The following is a 15,724-nucleotide window of genomic DNA, read 5'->3' as shown; positions in this document are numbered from 1 at the left end:
ATGAATATTTCCGTGGAAAACGGCGGCGATTATAGCCCAATCGCCGTTCACCGCCTGATCGCCCCGGATTCCGCCGCAGGCCGCCGCCTCGACCAGGTTCTGGCCGAACTCCTGCCCGAACACTCCCGGGCCCGTCTGCAGGCCTGGATCAGGGAGGGACGGGTGACGCTGGATGGCGCTATCGAGGCGGAAGGCAAACGCCGTCTGAAAGGCGGCGAGGCTCTGGTCCTCCTGCCCGGGGTGGATGCCCAGGCGGCGGCCGGCATGCCCGAGGACATCCCCCTCGCCGTGGTGTTCGAGGACGAGGCCTTGCTGGTGATCGACAAGCCCGCGGGCCTGGTGGTCCATCCCGGCAGCGGCAACTGGAGCGGCACCCTGATGAATGCCCTGCTGCACCGCTGTCCCGAACTGGCCGAAGTTCCCCGGGCGGGCATCGTGCACCGGCTGGACAAGGAGACCAGCGGCCTGCTGGTGGTGGCCCGCAGCCTCAACGCCCAGACCGATCTGGTGCGGCAACTTCAGGCCCGCAGCGTCAAGCGTCAGTATCTGGCGGTGGCGGCGGGACGCCTGGAGCGGGACGGTCAGGTCGAGGTCCCCATCGGCCGCCATCCCGTACAGCGGACCCGCATGGCGGTGGTGAGCGAGGGGCGGGGCGGAAAGCCGGCCCTGACGCGCTACCGGGTTGTGGAACGCTTTGCCCGCTGCACCCTGGTCGAGTGTTCCCTGGAAACCGGGCGCACGCATCAGATCCGCGTCCATATGGCGTCCATCGGCCATCCCCTGGTGGGGGATCCGGTCTATGGCCGGGGGGAGCAGAAACTGCCGGCCTTCCAGCGCCAGGCCCTGCACGCGGCTCGCCTGGGACTGGTCCATCCGGTCAGTGGGGCGCGCCTGGAATGGCAGAGTCCCCTGCCCGGGGATTTCAACGCGCTTCTGGAGACGCTGCGTGGCGCCTGACTGGATCGTTCCGGACTGGCCGGCGCCCCCCGCGGTGCGAGCCTTGCAGACCACCCGGGACGGCGGAGTGAGCGTCGGACCTTACGCCAGCCTCAACCTGGGGGACCACGTCGGGGATGATGCCGCGGCGGTGCGCCGCAATCGGGAGCGCGTCCAGGCCCGCTTGCCGGGGCCCGCCCTGTGGCTCAAGCAGGTGCACGGGACCGGGGTGGTGGACGCGGCGAGCGCCCGGCCCGGCGTGGTGGCTGACGGTGCGGTGGCCTTCCGCCCCGGCCTGGTGTGCGCCGTGATGACGGCCGATTGCCTGCCGATTCTGCTCTGTGAGCGCGGCGGAAGCGCGGTGGCCGCCGTCCACGCCGGCTGGCGGGGTCTCGCCGCCGGAGTGATCGAGGCTGGTGTCGCGGCGCTGGCCCGCCCCGGCGAGGAGTGCCTGGCCTGGATCGGCCCCGCCATCGGCGCCGCGCATTTTGAAGTGGGGGATGAGGTGCGGCAGGCGTTTGCGGCCCTCGATGCGGGAGCGCAGGAGGCCTTTGCCCCGGCTCCGGGCGGCAAGTGGCTCGCCGATCTGGAGCGCCTGGCGAGGCGGCGTCTCGCCGCGGCGGGAGTCGAGGCGATCTACGGCGGCGGACAGTGCACGGCGGCCCAGCCGGAGCGTTTTTTCTCCCACCGCCGTGATGGCGTTTCCGGGCGCCAGGGAAGCTTCATCTGGCTCGCCGCGCCGGGCGTATAATCCGCGCCTTTCGTCCCGGACCGCCTGCCTTGAGCACCCTCGCCTGGATCATCCTCGCCACCTTTGCCGGCGGCGCCCTGAGCGTCTGCGCAGCCGCGGCCATGACCCTGGCGGCTGGTGGAGCCAGTGTCGGCGTCCTCATCTCCTACGCCATCGGGGCGCTCCTGGGGGCTGTGTTCCTGGAAATCCTGCCCCACGCCATTGAGCACGGCGGCGACGTCCATGCCCTGGCGAAGACCATCCTGCTGGGCATTCTGGCTTTCTTCATCCTGGAAAAACTGGTGCTCTGGCGCCACTGTCACCACGACCACTGCGAGGCCCACGACGCCCGGCCGCCCAACCACGACCACGGACGTTCAGGCCTGCTCATCCTGGTGGGGGACACCTTCCACAACTTCGTGGACGGCATCCTCATCGCGGCGGCCTTCCTGGAAAGCACCCAACTCGGCATCGTCACCGCCCTGGCCATCATCGCCCACGAAATTCCCCAGGAAGTCGGCGACTACCTGATTCTTCTCCACTCGGGTTACAGCCGGCTGCGGGCCTTGCTCTTCAACCTGCTGTCCAGTCTGGCCACCCTGGTGGGGGCGCTGCTGGCCTATTTCGCCCTGTCCTCCGTGCGGGAGTGGATTCCGCAATTGCTGGGGCTCGCCGCCGCCAGCATGCTCTACGTCGCGGTGGCCGACCTCATTCCCGGCCTGCACCGGCGCCCGGAGTTGAAGGCCACCCTGCAGCAGGTTTCACTGATCGCCCTTGGTGTTCTCAGCATCGCGGGGGTTCGGGCCCTGGTTGGCGAGTAGGCGGCGACGGCGGCGGCTGGAAAAACCGCCCAGCCAGAGCAGCAGGGCGACGGGCAGCAGGCCGTAGAAGCAGAAACCCATCACCCCCGCCAGCAGGGTGTGTTCCATGGCGGCGACCAGGAGGGTGACGTAGAGCCAGGCGATGGCGACGATGTACATGGGCCGATTATAGGGCGCCTCATATCGGGACCCACGCATTGACAGGGGTCCGGCGGGAATGGAGAATCCCGGGGCTCAACTCCCCCAAAATGTCTTCAGCTTCAGACGCGAGAGCCCCCATGTCGCAGGGATCGAATAAAAACGACGCTTTCCTCGGTGCGGCCATGCAGTTCATGCAGGCGAGCCAGAACGCAGCGCAGCAGTTCATGAATTTCGTTGCCCAGGCGGGCGACGCTCCCACAGCGGCGAAGCTTCCCGCCGACCCCAAGGCCATGTCTGATCTCCAGAAGGCCTACCTGGATCAGCACGCTCGCCTGTGGCAGGCCATCCTGGCCCGGGGTGCGGCGCCGGCGGCTGATGAAGGCTTCAAGGTGGCACCCGAGCCCGGCGACCGTCGCTTTGCGGCGCCCGAATGGCGGGAGAGCCCGGTCTTCGATTACCTGCACCAGGCTTATCTCCTCAATACCAAGTATCTGCGCGACCTGATCGACGTGCTGCCGGCCGAGAGTGACCGCTCCCGCGACAAGATGCGTTTCCTCGCTCGCCAGATTACCGATGCCCTGGCGCCGTCCAATTTCGCCGCCACCAATCCGGAATTCATCAAGCACGCCCTGGAGACCAAGGGCCAGAGCATCACCAACGGCATCAACAACCTCATCGCCGACCTGGAGAAGGGGCGCATTTCGATGACCGATGAATCGGTCTTCGAGGTGGGCCGCAACATCGCGTCCAGTGCCGGTGCGGTGGTCTTCGAGAACGAGGTGATGCAGCTCATCCAGTACGCGCCGCTCAGTCCCAAGGTGGGCAGCCGCCCCCTGGTGGTGGTGCCGCCCTGCATCAACAAGTTTTACGTCATGGATCTCCAGCCGGAGAATTCCCTGGTGCGCTTCATGGTCGAGCAGGGCAACACGGTTTTCCTCGTTTCCTGGCGCAATCCCAAGGAAGAGCAGGCCCATCTGACCTGGGACGACTACATCGAGAACGGTCCCATCACGGCGCTGCACCTGGCCAAGGACATCTGCCGTACCGCCCAGGTCAACGCCCTGGGCTTCTGCGTCGGCGGTACCCTCCTGACCACGGCCCTGGCCGTCCTGCGCTCCCGCGATGAGGACATCGTCGCCTCGCTTACCCTGCTGACCACGCTGCTCGATTTTTCCGATACCGGAGAAATCGGCCTGTTCATCGACGAGCAGGGCCTCGCCGCCCGGGAAGCCAGCATCGGCAAGGGGGGGCTCCTGCCCGCCCGGGATTTGCAGAATACCTTTTCCTTCCTGCGCGCCAACGACCTGGTGTGGAATTACGTTACCCAGAACTACCTCAAGGGCCAGAAGCCGCAGGCCTTCGATCTCCTGTACTGGAACGGCGATTCCACCAACCTGCCAGGGCCTTTTGCCTGCTGGTACATGCGCAACCTGTACCACGACAATTCCCTGCGCGTGCCCGGCAAGCTCAGCGTGTGCGGCGCCCGGGTCGATCTGGGGCGGGTGGATATGCCGGTCTATCTGCTGGCCACCCGCGAGGACCATATCGTGCCCTGGCATTCGGCCTACCAGAGCACGCGCCTCCTGGGCGGGCCGGTGCGCTTCGTCCTGGGGGCCTCGGGCCATATCGCCGGGGTCATCAACCCGGCCAGCAAGAACAAGCGCAGCTATTGGGTCAATGAGGACGTGAAGGGCGACGCCGAAGCCTGGCTCGCCGTCGCCGAGGAGAAAAGGGGCAGTTGGTGGAATGACTGGACAGCCTGGTTGCAAGCCCATGCCGGGGAGCCCCGGGCGGCCCGCGCCAAATTGGGTAACGCCAGCTACAAGGCCCTGGAGCCGGCCCCGGGGCGCTACGTGCGCGAACGGGCGGTCTGAGCCATGCCAAGGGTTGCGCTGGTTACGGGTGGAACGGGGGGGCTGGGTGAGGCGATTTGCCTCAAGCTCGCCGCCCTGGGCTACAAGGTGGTCGCCACCTACACCCAGGGCAACACCCGGGTCGGCGAGTGGCTCCAGGCCATGAACAATCTGGGCCACGGTTTCAAGGCCTATTCCTGCGACGTGACCGATTTCGATTCCTGTCAGGCCTGCGTCGAGCTGGTCTCCCGGGAGGTCGGCCCCATCGACGTGCTGGTCAACAACGCCGGCATCACCCGGGACATGACCTTCAAGAGAATGAGCAAGGCCGACTGGGACGCCGTCATCCACACCAATCTGGATTCGGTTTTCAACATGACCAAGCAGGTCATGGACGGCATGGTCGAGCGCAAGTGGGGGCGGGTGGTCAATGTGTCTTCGGTCAATGCCCAGAAAGGCGCTTTCGGCCAGACCAACTACTCCGCGGCCAAGGCCGGCATGCACGGCTTCACCAAGGCGCTGGCCCTGGAGGTTGCCAAGTCCGGGGTGACGGTCAACACCATCTCGCCGGGCTATATCGGCACCAATATGGTGACGGCCATCGCCCAGGACATTCTGGATTCCAAGATACTGCCGCAGATTCCGGTGGCACGACTGGGCAAGCCGGAAGAAATCGCCGGGCTGGTGGCCTACCTGGCCTCCGACGAGGCGGCCTTCGTCACGGGCGCCAACATTTCCATCAACGGTGGCCAGCACATGGTCTGACCGCCGTATTTTTCACTCGCAACAAACTCAAACAGGAAGGAATCAAAATGACGCAACGTGTTGCTCTCGTCACCGGTGCCATGGGGGGTATCGGAACTGCCATTTGTCAGGAACTCGCCAAGGCGGGTCACAAGATCGTCGCCGCTTACCATCCCCAGTTCGATAACAAGGATGAGTGGCTGAAGGAACAGGAAGCCGCCGGCTTCTCCGGCTTTGTCTGCGTCGCCGGCGACGTCTCCTCCCTGGAAGACTGCCAGCGCATGGTTGCCGAAGGCGAAGCCGCCGCCGGCCCCATCGACATCCTCATCAACAACGCCGGCATCACCCGCGACCGCATGTTCGCCAAGATGGAACGGGACCAGTGGGATGCCGTCATCTCCACCAACCTGACCAGCCTGTTCAACATGACCAAGCAGGTTTCCGCCAAGATGGCCGAGCGCGGCTGGGGTCGCATCGTCAACATCTCGTCGGTGAATGGTGTCAAGGGCCAGGCCGGCCAGACCAACTACTCCGCCGCCAAGGCCGGCGTCATCGGCTTCACCAAGGCCCTGGCCGCCGAGCTGGCTGCCAAGGGCGTGACCGTGAATGCCATCACTCCGGGCTACATCGCCACCAAGATGGTCATGGCCATCAAGCCTGAAATCCTGCAGACCATCATCGACGGCGTTCCCATGAAGCGTCTGGGCAAGCCTGAGGAAATGGGCGCTGCCTGCGTGTACCTGGCCTCCGATCTGGCCGGATTCATGACCGGTGCCACCCTGAACATCAACGGTGGCTTGTACTACCAGTAAGCAGCGGTTTTTCTTGCGCTGCATCAATAACGGGCGCCTCCGGGCGCCTGTTTTTTGGGCTACAATGCTGCACCGCACTAGCCTGGTGCGTCTACCGCTTTGGCATTACCCTCGCAGCAGCGAATTTCCTAGACCAGATTCCCGAGGATGCACGGCATGTCCGAACCCGTCCGGCTCATCAAGAAGTACCCCAATCGTCGCCTTTACGACACCAAGGCCAGCGCCTACATCACCCTGGGCGACGTGAAGGAACTGGTCCTCAAGTTCGAAGTCTTCAAGGTCGTCGATGCCAAGAGCAATGAAGACCTCACCCGCAGCATCCTGCTGCAGATCATCCTGGAAGAGGAAACCGGCGGGGTGCCGCTGTTTTCCTGCGAATTGCTCTCGGGCTTCATCCGCTTCTACGGCAACGCCATGCAGGGCATGCTGGGCAAGTACCTGGAAAACAACATGAAGACCTTCGTCGAGTTCCAGACCAAGATGCAGGAGCAGACACGGCCCATGTACGGTGACAACACCCAGGTGCAAGCCGACATCTGGAACCAGTTCCTCAATTTCCAGCAGCCGGCCATGCAGACCATGATGTCGGCCTACATGGATCAGTCGAACAAGATGTTCCAGCAGATGCAGGATCAGCTCCAGAGCCAGACCCGCAACATGTTCCCCGGCTTCCCCTTCAAGAAGCCGGAGGACGGCGCCAAGTAGGCCGTGGCCGCGAACCCGCCGAAAGTCGGCTTCGTCTCCCTCGGCTGTCCCAAAGCCACCGTCGATTCCGAACACATCCTCACCCGGCTGCGGGCCGAGGGCTATCTGATTTCGCCCTCCTATGAGGATTCCGACCTGGTGGTGGTCAACACCTGCGGCTTCATCGATGCCGCGGTCGAGGAATCCCTGGACGCCATCGGCGAAGCCCTGGCCGAGAACGGTCGCGTCATCGTCACCGGCTGCCTGGGGGCCAAGGGCGACATCGTGCGCCAGACCCACCCTGCGGTCTTGGCGGTGACCGGTCCCCATGCGGCCGACGAAGTGATGGGCGTCGTCCATGCTCATCTGCCCAAGCCCCACGACCCCTTCACCGATCTGGTACCGGAACAGGGCGTGCGGCTCACGCCGGACCACTTCGCCTACCTCAAGATTTCCGAAGGCTGCAATCACAGTTGCACCTTCTGCATCATCCCCTCCCTGCGCGGACCGCTGGTCTCGCGCCCGGTGGGCGACGTGCTGGCCGAGGCCGAGAGCCTGGCCCGGGCCGGGGTCAAGGAAATCCTGGTCATCTCCCAGGACACCAGCGCCTACGGCGTAGATCTCAAGTACCGTACCGGCTTTTGGGGCGGCCGTCCGGTCAGGACGCGGCTCAAGGAGCTGTGCGAGGCCCTGGCCCAGTTCGGCATCTGGGTGCGGCTGCACTACGTCTACCCCTATCCCTCGGTGGACGAGGTCATTCCTCTCATGGCCGAGGGCAAGCTCCTGCCCTACCTCGACGTGCCCTTCCAGCACGCCAGCCCGAAGATCCTCAAAGCCATGAAGCGGCCGGCCAGCGCCGAGAACACCCTGGAGCGCATCCGCCGCTGGCGGGAAATCTGTCCCGAGATCGTCATCCGTTCCACCTTCATCACCGGCTTCCCCGGCGAGACCGACGCCGATTTCGACCAGTTGATCCAGTTCATCGAGGATGCGCAGCTCGACCGCGTCGGCGCCTTTTCCTACTCGCCGGTGGAAGGCGCCCGGGCCAATGCCCTGCCGGACCTGCCGCCGGAAGACGTGCGCGAGGATCGCCGCCGCTGGCTCCTGCAGGTGCAGGAGGACATCAGCGCCGACAAGCTTGCCGCCCGCATCGACAGCGAAATCGAGGTGCTGGTCGATGCGGTGGACGAGGAAGGCGTCATCGCCCGTTCCCGCGCCGACGCTCCGGAAATCGACGGCCTCGTTTACCTGGACGGTTTCTTCGACGCCGAACCGGGGGACTTCCTCAAGGTGCGGGTGGTGGACGCCGATACCCACGATCTCTACGCCGAGCCGCTGGATGCGGGGCGGCCCCGATGAGCGCCACCCCGCCCCTTCCCTCCCCCGGCCCCGCTCCCGCACGGCGGGCGAAGGGTGCGAGCGGGGCTGCAGCTTCGCCGCGTTAGGTCGCCATGTCCCGGCCGCGCATCGGCATCGCGCTGGGATCGGGTTCCGCCCGGGGCTGGGCCCACATCGGTGTCCTGCGGGCCTTGCAGGAAGCGGGTATCGAGCCCGACGTGGTGTGCGGCACCTCCATCGGCGCTTTCGTTGGCGCTGCCTACGCCTCGGGCGACCTGGACAAGCTGGAAGCCTGGGCCCGGGGCCTCGGCCGGCGGGATGTGCTGGGCTATTTCGACGTCACCCTGGCGGGGGGGCTCATCAAGGGCGAAAAACTGCTGGCCTTTGCCGCCCAGACCTTCCTCAACAACGCCTTCGATGACCTGGAACGCCCCTTCGCCTGCGTCGCCACCGACCTGGCGAGCGGCCGGGAAGTCTGGCTGCGGGAGGGCGCCGTGGCCGACGCCGTGCGCGCATCCATCGCCCTGCCCGGGCTCTTCGCCCCTCAGCTCATCAGTGACCGGCACCTGGTCGATGGCGGCCTGGTCAATCCCGTTCCGGTCTCGCTGTGCCGGGCTCTCGACGCCGACATCGTCATTGCCGTCGACCTGGGAACCGACGTCGTCCATCAGCGCTACCGCCAGGCCGAAGCAGGGGCTGGCCGCCCGCCGGGCTGGCGGCAGCGGGTCGGGCGCTGGCTGGGCCGGGGCGCTGGCGAGGCGAGCGGAGCCTTTCGCCCCTCCCTGGCCGACGTGCTGGCCAACAGCATCGCCATCATGCAGGGGCGCATCGCCCGCTCGCGCCTGGCGGGCGAACCGGCCGATGTGCTGATTGCCCCACGCCTGGGTCAGATGGGCCTCCTGGACTACCACCGGGCGGCGGAAGCCATCGCCGTGGGGCGCAAGGCCACCGAGCACATGCTGCCCTTGCTGGAAAGCTACCTGGAATGAGTGCCGATCTGGTCGCCTCCCTGGCGTGTCTGGTGGGCCCGGCCCAAGTACTCACCGGGCCCGAAGAACTCGCCCCCTACCTCACCGACTGGCGGGGACGCTACCGCGGCGCGGCGCGCTGCGTCGTGCGCCCGGGCACCACGGACGAAGTGGCGGCCGTGGTAGGCGCCTGCGCCGCGGCCGGCGTCCCCATGGTGCCCCAGGGGGGCAACACCGGTCTGTGTGGCGGGGCCACGCCGGCCCCCGACGGCAACGCGGTGCTCATCACCCTGGGACGCCTCAACCGGCTGCGCACGGTCGATGCCGCCAATCGCGCCCTGACGGCGGAAGCCGGCTGCACCCTGACGGCGATCCAGGATGCGGCGGCGGCGGTGGGTTGTTTGTTCCCGCTTTCCCTCGCCTCGCAGGGCAGTTGCCAGATCGGCGGCAACCTGTCCACCAACGCCGGGGGGGTACAGGTGCTGCGCTACGGCACCGCCCGGGACCTGGTCCTCGGCATCGAGGCCGTGCTGCCCGACGGCCGCCTGTGGAATGGCCTGCGGGCGCTGAGAAAGGACAACACGGGCTACGACCTGAAGCAACTCTTCATCGGCGCCGAGGGAACCCTGGGCATCATCACCGCCGCCTCGCTCAAGCTTTTCCCCCGTCCGGCGGTTCAGGCCACCGCCTGGATCAAGCTGCCTCATCCCGAGGCGGCGGTGGCGCTGCTGGCCGGGGCTCAGCAGGCCTTCGACGCCCGACTGACGGCCTTCGAACTGGTGTCGGAAGCCGCCCTGGCTCTGGTGATGCGCCATATCCCGGGCGCTCGCCGCCCCACGGCTGTCGCGCCCTGGTACGTTCTGGCCGAGGTGTCCGCCGTCGACGGGGCGGCCCCCTTGGTGGCCGATCTGGAGGCCTGGCTGGCCGGGGCCCTCGCAAAGGGGCTGGTCGGCGACGCCGCCATCGCCCAGTCGGCAGCCCAGGCCCAGGCGCTGTGGCATCTGCGCGAAAGCATTTCCGAAGCCCAGAAGATCGAGGGCGTCAGCATCAAGCACGACATCGCCGTGCCGGTCAGCCGAATTCCCGAGTTTCTCGCCCGGGCGGGCGCCCTCGTCGAATCCACCTTTCCCGGGCTACGGGTGGTCGCCTTTGGCCATGTCGGAGACGGCAACCTGCACTACAACCTCTCCCGCGCCGAGGCGGAGGGAAACGCCGCCTTCGTCGCGCGCCAGGAGGAGGTCCACCGGTGCGTGCATGATCTCGTCCATGACCTGGGGGGCTCCATTTCCGCCGAGCACGGGCTGGGACAATTGAAGCGCGATGAAATCCGCCGCTACAAGAGCGAGGTCGAACTCGCCCTGATGGCCAGCGTCAAGGCCGCGCTGGACCCGCGGGGCCTGATGAACCCGGGCAAGGTGCTGTAGGCGGGGATTGCGTCCCTCTCCCTTGCCCCCCGCGGGCGCGGAGGGAAGCGCTTAGGTTTGTCGGCCCCTTTCCGGGGCCAGCTTGCCCCCCCGCGGGCGCGGAGGGAAGGGCGCACGACGTGTTCTTCGCACTACTGGGGCAGACCCAGGGGAAGTTCCAGGCGCACGGTGGTACCCGTGCCGACTTCGCTTGCAAGCTTCATGCTGCCGCCCATCGCTTCGCTGAGCCGGTGGGCGATGGGAAGACCGACGCCGACGCCCCGGCTGGGATGGCCGGCGGATTCGTGACCATGGGTGAAGACTTCGAACAGATGGGGGATTTCCGCGGCCGGGATGCCGGGTCCGCTGTCCTGGACCACGAAGCTCAGGCGCAGGCTATGCTCGTCGAAGCTGCCGCGGCTCACGGTGACCCGGACCGTGCCTATTTCGGTGAATTTCACCGCGTTGTGCACCAGATGGCGCAGCACCTTGCGCAGTTTGTCCAGGTCGCCCACCACCACCTCGGGCAGGTCCTCGTCCTGCACCATGGCGAAGTCGAGCCCCTTGGTCTGGGCGGCGCGGCCCAGGTCACCGAGGATGGCCGGGAGCAGTTCCGCCAGACTGAAGGGCGTCGGATGCAGGGTGATCTGCCCCACTTCGAGGTCCGACAGTTCGATCATGTTCTCGATCTTGCCCAGCAGCTCCTGGGCCGATTCCCGCAGGGGCGTGAGGAGTTCGCGCTGACCCGGGGTCAGGCCCTCGCCGGCCAGCAGGTCTGCCATGCCCATGATGCCGTTCATGGGCGTGCGCAGTTCGTGGCTGATGCTGGCGAGGAAGCGGGCCTTGGCCTGGGCCGAAGCCTCGGCGCGAATCCTGGCGGCGGTGAGATCGGCCAGGAGACGGTCCTTTTCGTGCTCCAGGCGCAGGGTTTCGCGCAAGGTGTCGTGAAAGCGGTCGGCGCTGCGGGTAACGCCGAAGAGGAAGGCCGCGCTCATCAAGGTAAAGGCGGCGTGGAGCAAATCGGTCCCGGCGCCGGCGCACAGGGTGGCGACGACGACGGGCCAGGCATAGACCCGGAAGGCCGTGCGGTGCGCCCCCAGGAAGGGTACCGCTCCGGCGGTCATCCCCGCCATGACGAAAGCGGTAAAGAACAATCGGCCATGGTCGCCCCCCAGCATGAAGAGCAGAGCGCCCGCCCCCCACAGGAGGCCGGCGGTTCCCGCCCCGATCACCGCGAGTCGCAGCCAGGGCTCTGGATTCAGGGCGGCGGCATCGGCGTGCTCCAGGTAGCGTCGTGCCAGGACGATGCGGCCCCCGGCCACCAGCAGCGCCAGTCCCCACCAGACGAATGCCGGACCCGCGCCCACCGCGTCCTTCCACAGCATGGTGAGGAGCGTGGCATTGAACAGCGTGAGAAGCTGCCCCAGGGCCGTATTGCGGTAGAGCAGGTCGGTCTGGCGGGCGAGGATGGCGGTGTCGTTCATCGTGGGCCAGAACCAGGGAAGTCAGGGCGCACGACGCACGGGGCCTTCGTCGGCTCCCCCGCGAGCAGCGTGGCGGAGGCCGAGGGGGGGAGGCCAGCGTGGGGGGCTTGGTCGCGCATCATTGCGGGGAGCGATCGGTGGCGGTCAATGCAGGGTCGGGGGATCGGCCGCGGTGAAGAGGGCGGCGATGTCCTCGGGCGCGAAGCGGTACTCGCGGTGGCACATGTCGTCCCGCAGCACGATGGCGCCCCGCTCCCGTACCAGGGCTTCGGCTTCCGCGCGGCCCAGGCTGAGGATCACGTTGCGCACCTTGTCCCAGTCCTCGGGGCAGTGGTAGCTCACCGCCACCGGGTCGAAAAGCCGGACGCCCCGGGTGGCGATGTCCTCGTGGAACAGGCGCTGCAACAGCGCGGCGGCGTCGAGACCCAGCAGTTCCTCGGGTTTGACCGTCTCGGCAAGAGCGGTGACGCGCCGCCAGCCGTCCGGGTCGGAACGGTCCGCCTCGGGCATCTTTTGCAGGAAGAGGCAGCTGACCGCCTGGGGCGAGACGGCAAGGAAGAGGCGCGACGGCTGTTGCTCGGACTGCTCCAGGTAGTGCTCGAAGATGGCGCCTATGCCCTCGCCGACCAGGGGGACAAAGCTCTGGTAAGGCTGGCGGGCCGTGGGCAGGTCGAGACTGAGCAGCAGGCGCCCGCCGCAGTCGGCGCCGAGAAGCTGTGGTGCCGGGGCAGGGTCCACCTGCGGGTCGCTGCGGGCCATGCCCCGCAGGCGTAGGCTCTCGTCGCAATCGACCACCAGCAGGCGGATGGGGCCTTCGCCCTGCAATTGCAGGGTGAGGCGGCCCGGCTGTTTCAGTTGGCCTGCCACCAGGACGGTGACCGCGGCCAGTTCCCCCAGCAGGGCCGCCACGGGCCACGCGTAGCCCCGGTCTTGCTGCAGCTTCTGCCAGGAATCCTCCAGGCGTACCCAGGCGCCGCGGACGTCGAGTCCTTCGAAGAGGAAACGTTGGAAGCGATCGTTCATGGTCTTGGAAGAGGGAGGGGTGTCGGGGTCATGGGAACAAGGTTCTGGCGTAGGTTTCCGGGTCGAAGCCCACCAGGAGCGTCCCACCCGCGTCGAGGACCGGCCGCTTGATGAGCGCCGGCGTGCGGGCCATGAGGCGCAGGGCCTTGGCTTCGTCCACGTCGGCCCGTTCGGCGTCGTCGAGTTTCTTCCACATGAGGCCGCGGGTGTTGAGGAGGATTTTCCAGCCCGCCCTCCGGTTCCAGTCTGCCAGATGGGTTTCGGCCACCCCGGCCTTCTTGTAATCGACGAAATCGTAGGCCACGCCATGGGCCTCCAGCCAGGCGAAGGCCTTCTTCATGGTGTCGCAGTTCTTGATGCCGTAGAGGCGGACCATTTCATTTCCTCAACTTGGCGAAGGCCGCTGCCATGGTGCCGCCGCCGGGGGGCGGGGTGCTGGGGCGCGACGGGCTGCGCTGAAGGGTAGGGGAGTGGTGGGGGCCGGAAGTCGGCTCGCCCCGACGGGCGGCTGCCGGATCGTCTGACAGGCGCATCGTCAGCGAAATCCGCTGGCGCGGCAAGTCCACTTCCAGCACCTTGACCCGGACCACCTGGCCGGCCTTGACCACCGCGTGGGGATCCTTGACGAAGGTGCTCGAAAGGGCCGAAACGTGGACCAGGCCATCCTGATGCACGCCGATATCGACGAAGGCGCCGAAGGCGGCCACGTTGGTGACCACGCCTTCCAGGATCATGCCGGGCTTGAGATCCTTCAGGGTCTCGATCCCTTCGGCGAAGGTGGCGGTCTTGAATTCGGGGCGCGGGTCGCGGCCAGGTTTCTCCAGTTCCCGCAGGATGTCCTGCACGGTGATGGGGCCGAAGCGCTCGTCCGCGTAGCGCTGGGCGTCGACACGCTTGGCAAGGCCGCTGCCGAGGACTTCCCGCAGGGGCTTCTTCAGATCGACCAGGATTTTTTCCACCACCGGATAGGCTTCCGGATGGACGGCCGAGGCGTCCAGGGGGTTGTCGCCGTCGGGGATGCGCAGGAAGCCCGCCGCCTGTTCGAAGGTCTTGTCGCCCAGGCGGGGGACGGCCTTCAGGGCGTCGCGGGTCTTGAAGGCGCCGTGGGTGTCGCGATGGGTGACGATGTTGGCGGCCAGGCCGGCGTTCAGCCCGGAAATGCGGGAAAGCAGGGGAACCGAAGCCGTATTGACGTCGACCCCGACGGCATTGACGCAATCCTCGACCACGGCGTCCAGGCTGCGGGCCAGTTTGGTCTGGGAGACGTCGTGCTGGTACTGGCCGACGCCGATGGACTTGGGGTCGATCTTGACCAGTTCGGCCAGGGGATCCTGCAGGCGCCGGGCGATCGAGACGGCGCCGCGTAGGGAAACGTCCAGTTGGGGAAATTCCCGGGCGGCGAACTCCGAGGCCGAATAGACGGAGGCGCCGGCTTCGGAGACGACGATGCGGGTCAGGCGGGCCTCCGGGTGGCGTTGCATCAGCTCGGCCACCAGGCGGTCGGTCTCCCGGCTGGCGGTGCCGTTGCCGATGGCCACCAGGCTTACCCCGTGGCGGGAAGCCAGGCGGGCCAGGGTGGCCAGGGCACCCTCCCAGTCGTTGCGCGGTTCGTGGGGGTAGATGGTGGCGGTTTCCAGGAGCTTGCCGGTGGCGTCCACCACGGCGATCTTGCAGCCGGTGCGGATGCCGGGATCGATGCCCAGGGTCGCGTGGTGACCTGCCGGGGCGGCCAGCAGCAGGTCCTTGAGATTCCTGGCGAAGATGCGGATGGCTTCTTCCTCGGCCCGCTCCCGCAGGGCATTCATCAGTTCCCCTTCCAGGTGGGGGTGAAGCTTGATTTTCCAGGTCCAGCGTACCGTGTCGGCGAGCCATTTGTCGGCCGGGCGGCCCTGGTCCCGGATGCCGAAGCGGGCAGCGATGCGTTGCTCGCAGGGATTGCGGGCCGTGCGCGGGGTTTCCTCCAGCAATTCGCAGTCGAGCACCAGGCCGACGGCCAGAATGCCCTCGTTCCTTCCTCGCAGCAGGGCCAGCGCCCGGTGCGAGGGCATGGTGGTGATGGCTTCGGCGAAATCGAACCAGTCGCGGAACTTGGCGCCCTCGGCCTCCTTGCCTTCGACCACGGCGGATTTCACCTGGCCCTGGGCCTGCAGGGTATCGCGCAGTTCCCCCAGAAGCTGGGCATCTTCGGCGAATCTCTCCATGAGGATCTGGCGGGCGCCGTCCAGGACCGCCCGCCCGTCGGCAAAGCCGGCCTCGGGGTTGAGGTAGCCCGCGGCCGCGCTCTCCGGGCTGAGGGTCGGGTCCTGCAGCAGGGCCAGGGCCAGGGGCTCGAGGCCCGCTTCCCGGGCGATCTGGGCCTTGGTCCGGCGCTTCTGCTTGTAGGGGAGGTACAGGTCTTCCAGGCTCTGCTTGGTTTCAGCCCCGTGGAGGGCCGCTTTCAGTTCCGGCGTGAGCTTGCCCTGCTCTTCGATGGTGGCCAGGATGGCGGTGCGGCGCGCTTCCAGATCGCGCAGGTAGTTGAGGCGTTCTTCCAGATTGCGCAGTTGGGTATCGTCCAGTTCGCCGGTGATTTCCTTGCGGTAGCGGGCGATGAAGGGCACCGTGGCCCCGTCGTCCAGCAGGGTGATGGTGGCGATGACCTGGGCAGGGCGCACGCCGAGTTCGACGGCGATACGGTGTTCTATGGGAGGCAGCATGGACTTCCGGGAAGCGAAAAAAAGGGCGAACTATGCGTAATCCGCCGGCAAATGACAAGGCTGGAAGCGGGCCGGAACGGCCGCTCGGCCA

General features: G+C 66.9%; 15 protein-coding genes. 10 read left to right on the top strand and 5 right to left on the bottom strand.

The annotated features are described in order from the left end of the window. The 3 genes from rluD to IPM73_09600 are packed head-to-tail and all read left to right on the top strand — an operon-like array spanning position 1 to position 2,487. A complete protein-coding gene (rluD, locus tag IPM73_09610; protein ID MBK8918286.1) occupies positions 1-957 on the top strand; it encodes a 23S rRNA pseudouridine(1911/1915/1917) synthase RluD in 957 nt (318 codons plus the stop codon). Further along, positions 947-1,687 (top strand): peptidoglycan editing factor PgeF, encoded by a 741-nt coding sequence (gene pgeF, locus IPM73_09605; GenBank protein MBK8918285.1) that lies wholly within the window; start codon positions 947-949, stop codon positions 1,685-1,687. Before rluD ends, pgeF begins: the two co-directional genes overlap by 11 nt. A gap of 29 nt (positions 1,688-1,716) precedes the next feature. Continuing rightward, complete coding sequence (locus IPM73_09600; GenBank protein ID MBK8918284.1) at positions 1,717-2,487, top strand: ZIP family metal transporter; 771 nt, start codon at positions 1,717-1,719, stop codon at positions 2,485-2,487. Here IPM73_09600 and IPM73_09595 read toward each other — a convergent pair. Continuing rightward, positions 2,428-2,646: a hypothetical protein gene (locus IPM73_09595; protein MBK8918283.1), complete on the bottom strand. Its 219-nt coding sequence runs from the start codon at positions 2,644-2,646 to the stop codon at positions 2,428-2,430. The two genes, IPM73_09600 and IPM73_09595, sit on opposite strands and share 60 nt — an antisense overlap. Before the next feature lie 119 nt (positions 2,647-2,765). On the opposite strand from IPM73_09595, the gene phaC reads away from it, so the two are divergent. From phaC to IPM73_09560, 7 genes are all read left to right on the top strand, one after another. Next, entirely contained in the window at positions 2,766-4,502 is a 1,737-nt protein-coding gene (gene phaC, locus IPM73_09590; protein ID MBK8918282.1) for a class I poly(R)-hydroxyalkanoic acid synthase, read from the top strand. Positions 4,503-4,505: 3 nt separating this feature from the next. Next, positions 4,506-5,246, top strand: a complete 741-nt coding sequence (gene phbB / locus IPM73_09585) for an acetoacetyl-CoA reductase (protein MBK8918281.1) — start codon at positions 4,506-4,508, stop codon at positions 5,244-5,246. Positions 5,247-5,293: 47 nt separating this feature from the next. Further along, positions 5,294-6,037, top strand: coding sequence for an acetoacetyl-CoA reductase (gene phbB / locus IPM73_09580; GenBank protein MBK8918280.1), 744 nt, complete (start codon positions 5,294-5,296; stop codon positions 6,035-6,037). A gap of 156 nt (positions 6,038-6,193) precedes the next feature. Beyond that, on the top strand, positions 6,194-6,742 hold the full coding sequence (gene phaR, locus IPM73_09575; protein ID MBK8918279.1) for a polyhydroxyalkanoate synthesis repressor PhaR: 549 nt from the start codon (positions 6,194-6,196) through the stop codon (positions 6,740-6,742). 3 nt (positions 6,743-6,745) lie between these two features. Beyond that, complete coding sequence (gene rimO / locus IPM73_09570; GenBank protein ID MBK8918278.1) at positions 6,746-8,080, top strand: 30S ribosomal protein S12 methylthiotransferase RimO; 1,335 nt, start codon at positions 6,746-6,748, stop codon at positions 8,078-8,080. Positions 8,081-8,172: 92 nt separating this feature from the next. After that, positions 8,173-9,048 (top strand): patatin-like phospholipase family protein, encoded by an 876-nt coding sequence (locus IPM73_09565; GenBank protein ID MBK8918277.1) that lies wholly within the window; start codon positions 8,173-8,175, stop codon positions 9,046-9,048. Then, positions 9,045-10,451, top strand: a complete 1,407-nt coding sequence (locus tag IPM73_09560) for an FAD-binding oxidoreductase (protein MBK8918276.1) — start codon at positions 9,045-9,047, stop codon at positions 10,449-10,451. Before IPM73_09565 ends, IPM73_09560 begins: the two co-directional genes overlap by 4 nt. A gap of 131 nt (positions 10,452-10,582) precedes the next feature. On the opposite strand, the gene IPM73_09555 is transcribed toward IPM73_09560, so the two are convergent. From IPM73_09555 to IPM73_09540, 4 genes are all read right to left on the bottom strand, one after another. Then, on the bottom strand, positions 10,583-11,914 hold the full coding sequence (locus tag IPM73_09555; GenBank protein MBK8918275.1) for a hypothetical protein: 1,332 nt from the start codon (positions 11,912-11,914) through the stop codon (positions 10,583-10,585). Between the two features lie 144 nt (positions 11,915-12,058). Then, positions 12,059-12,937, bottom strand: a complete 879-nt coding sequence (locus IPM73_09550) for an Hsp33 family molecular chaperone HslO (protein MBK8918274.1) — start codon at positions 12,935-12,937, stop codon at positions 12,059-12,061. Between the two features lie 28 nt (positions 12,938-12,965). Then, a complete protein-coding gene (locus IPM73_09545; protein ID MBK8918273.1) occupies positions 12,966-13,313 on the bottom strand; it encodes an ArsC family reductase in 348 nt (115 codons plus the stop codon). Between the two features lies 1 nt (position 13,314). Beyond that, positions 13,315-15,633 carry an RNA-binding transcriptional accessory protein gene (locus tag IPM73_09540; GenBank protein ID MBK8918272.1) on the bottom strand — a complete coding sequence of 773 codons (2,319 nt, stop codon included), beginning with the start codon at positions 15,631-15,633 and terminating at the stop codon, positions 13,315-13,317. Positions 15,634-15,724 lie beyond the last annotated feature (91 nt).

This window comes from Betaproteobacteria bacterium (genome assembly GCA_016720065.1).
In the GTDB taxonomy this organism is placed as follows: domain Bacteria; phylum Pseudomonadota; class Gammaproteobacteria; order Burkholderiales; family Rhodocyclaceae; genus SSSZ01.
This window is presented reverse-complemented; position numbering and strand designations above follow the sequence as displayed.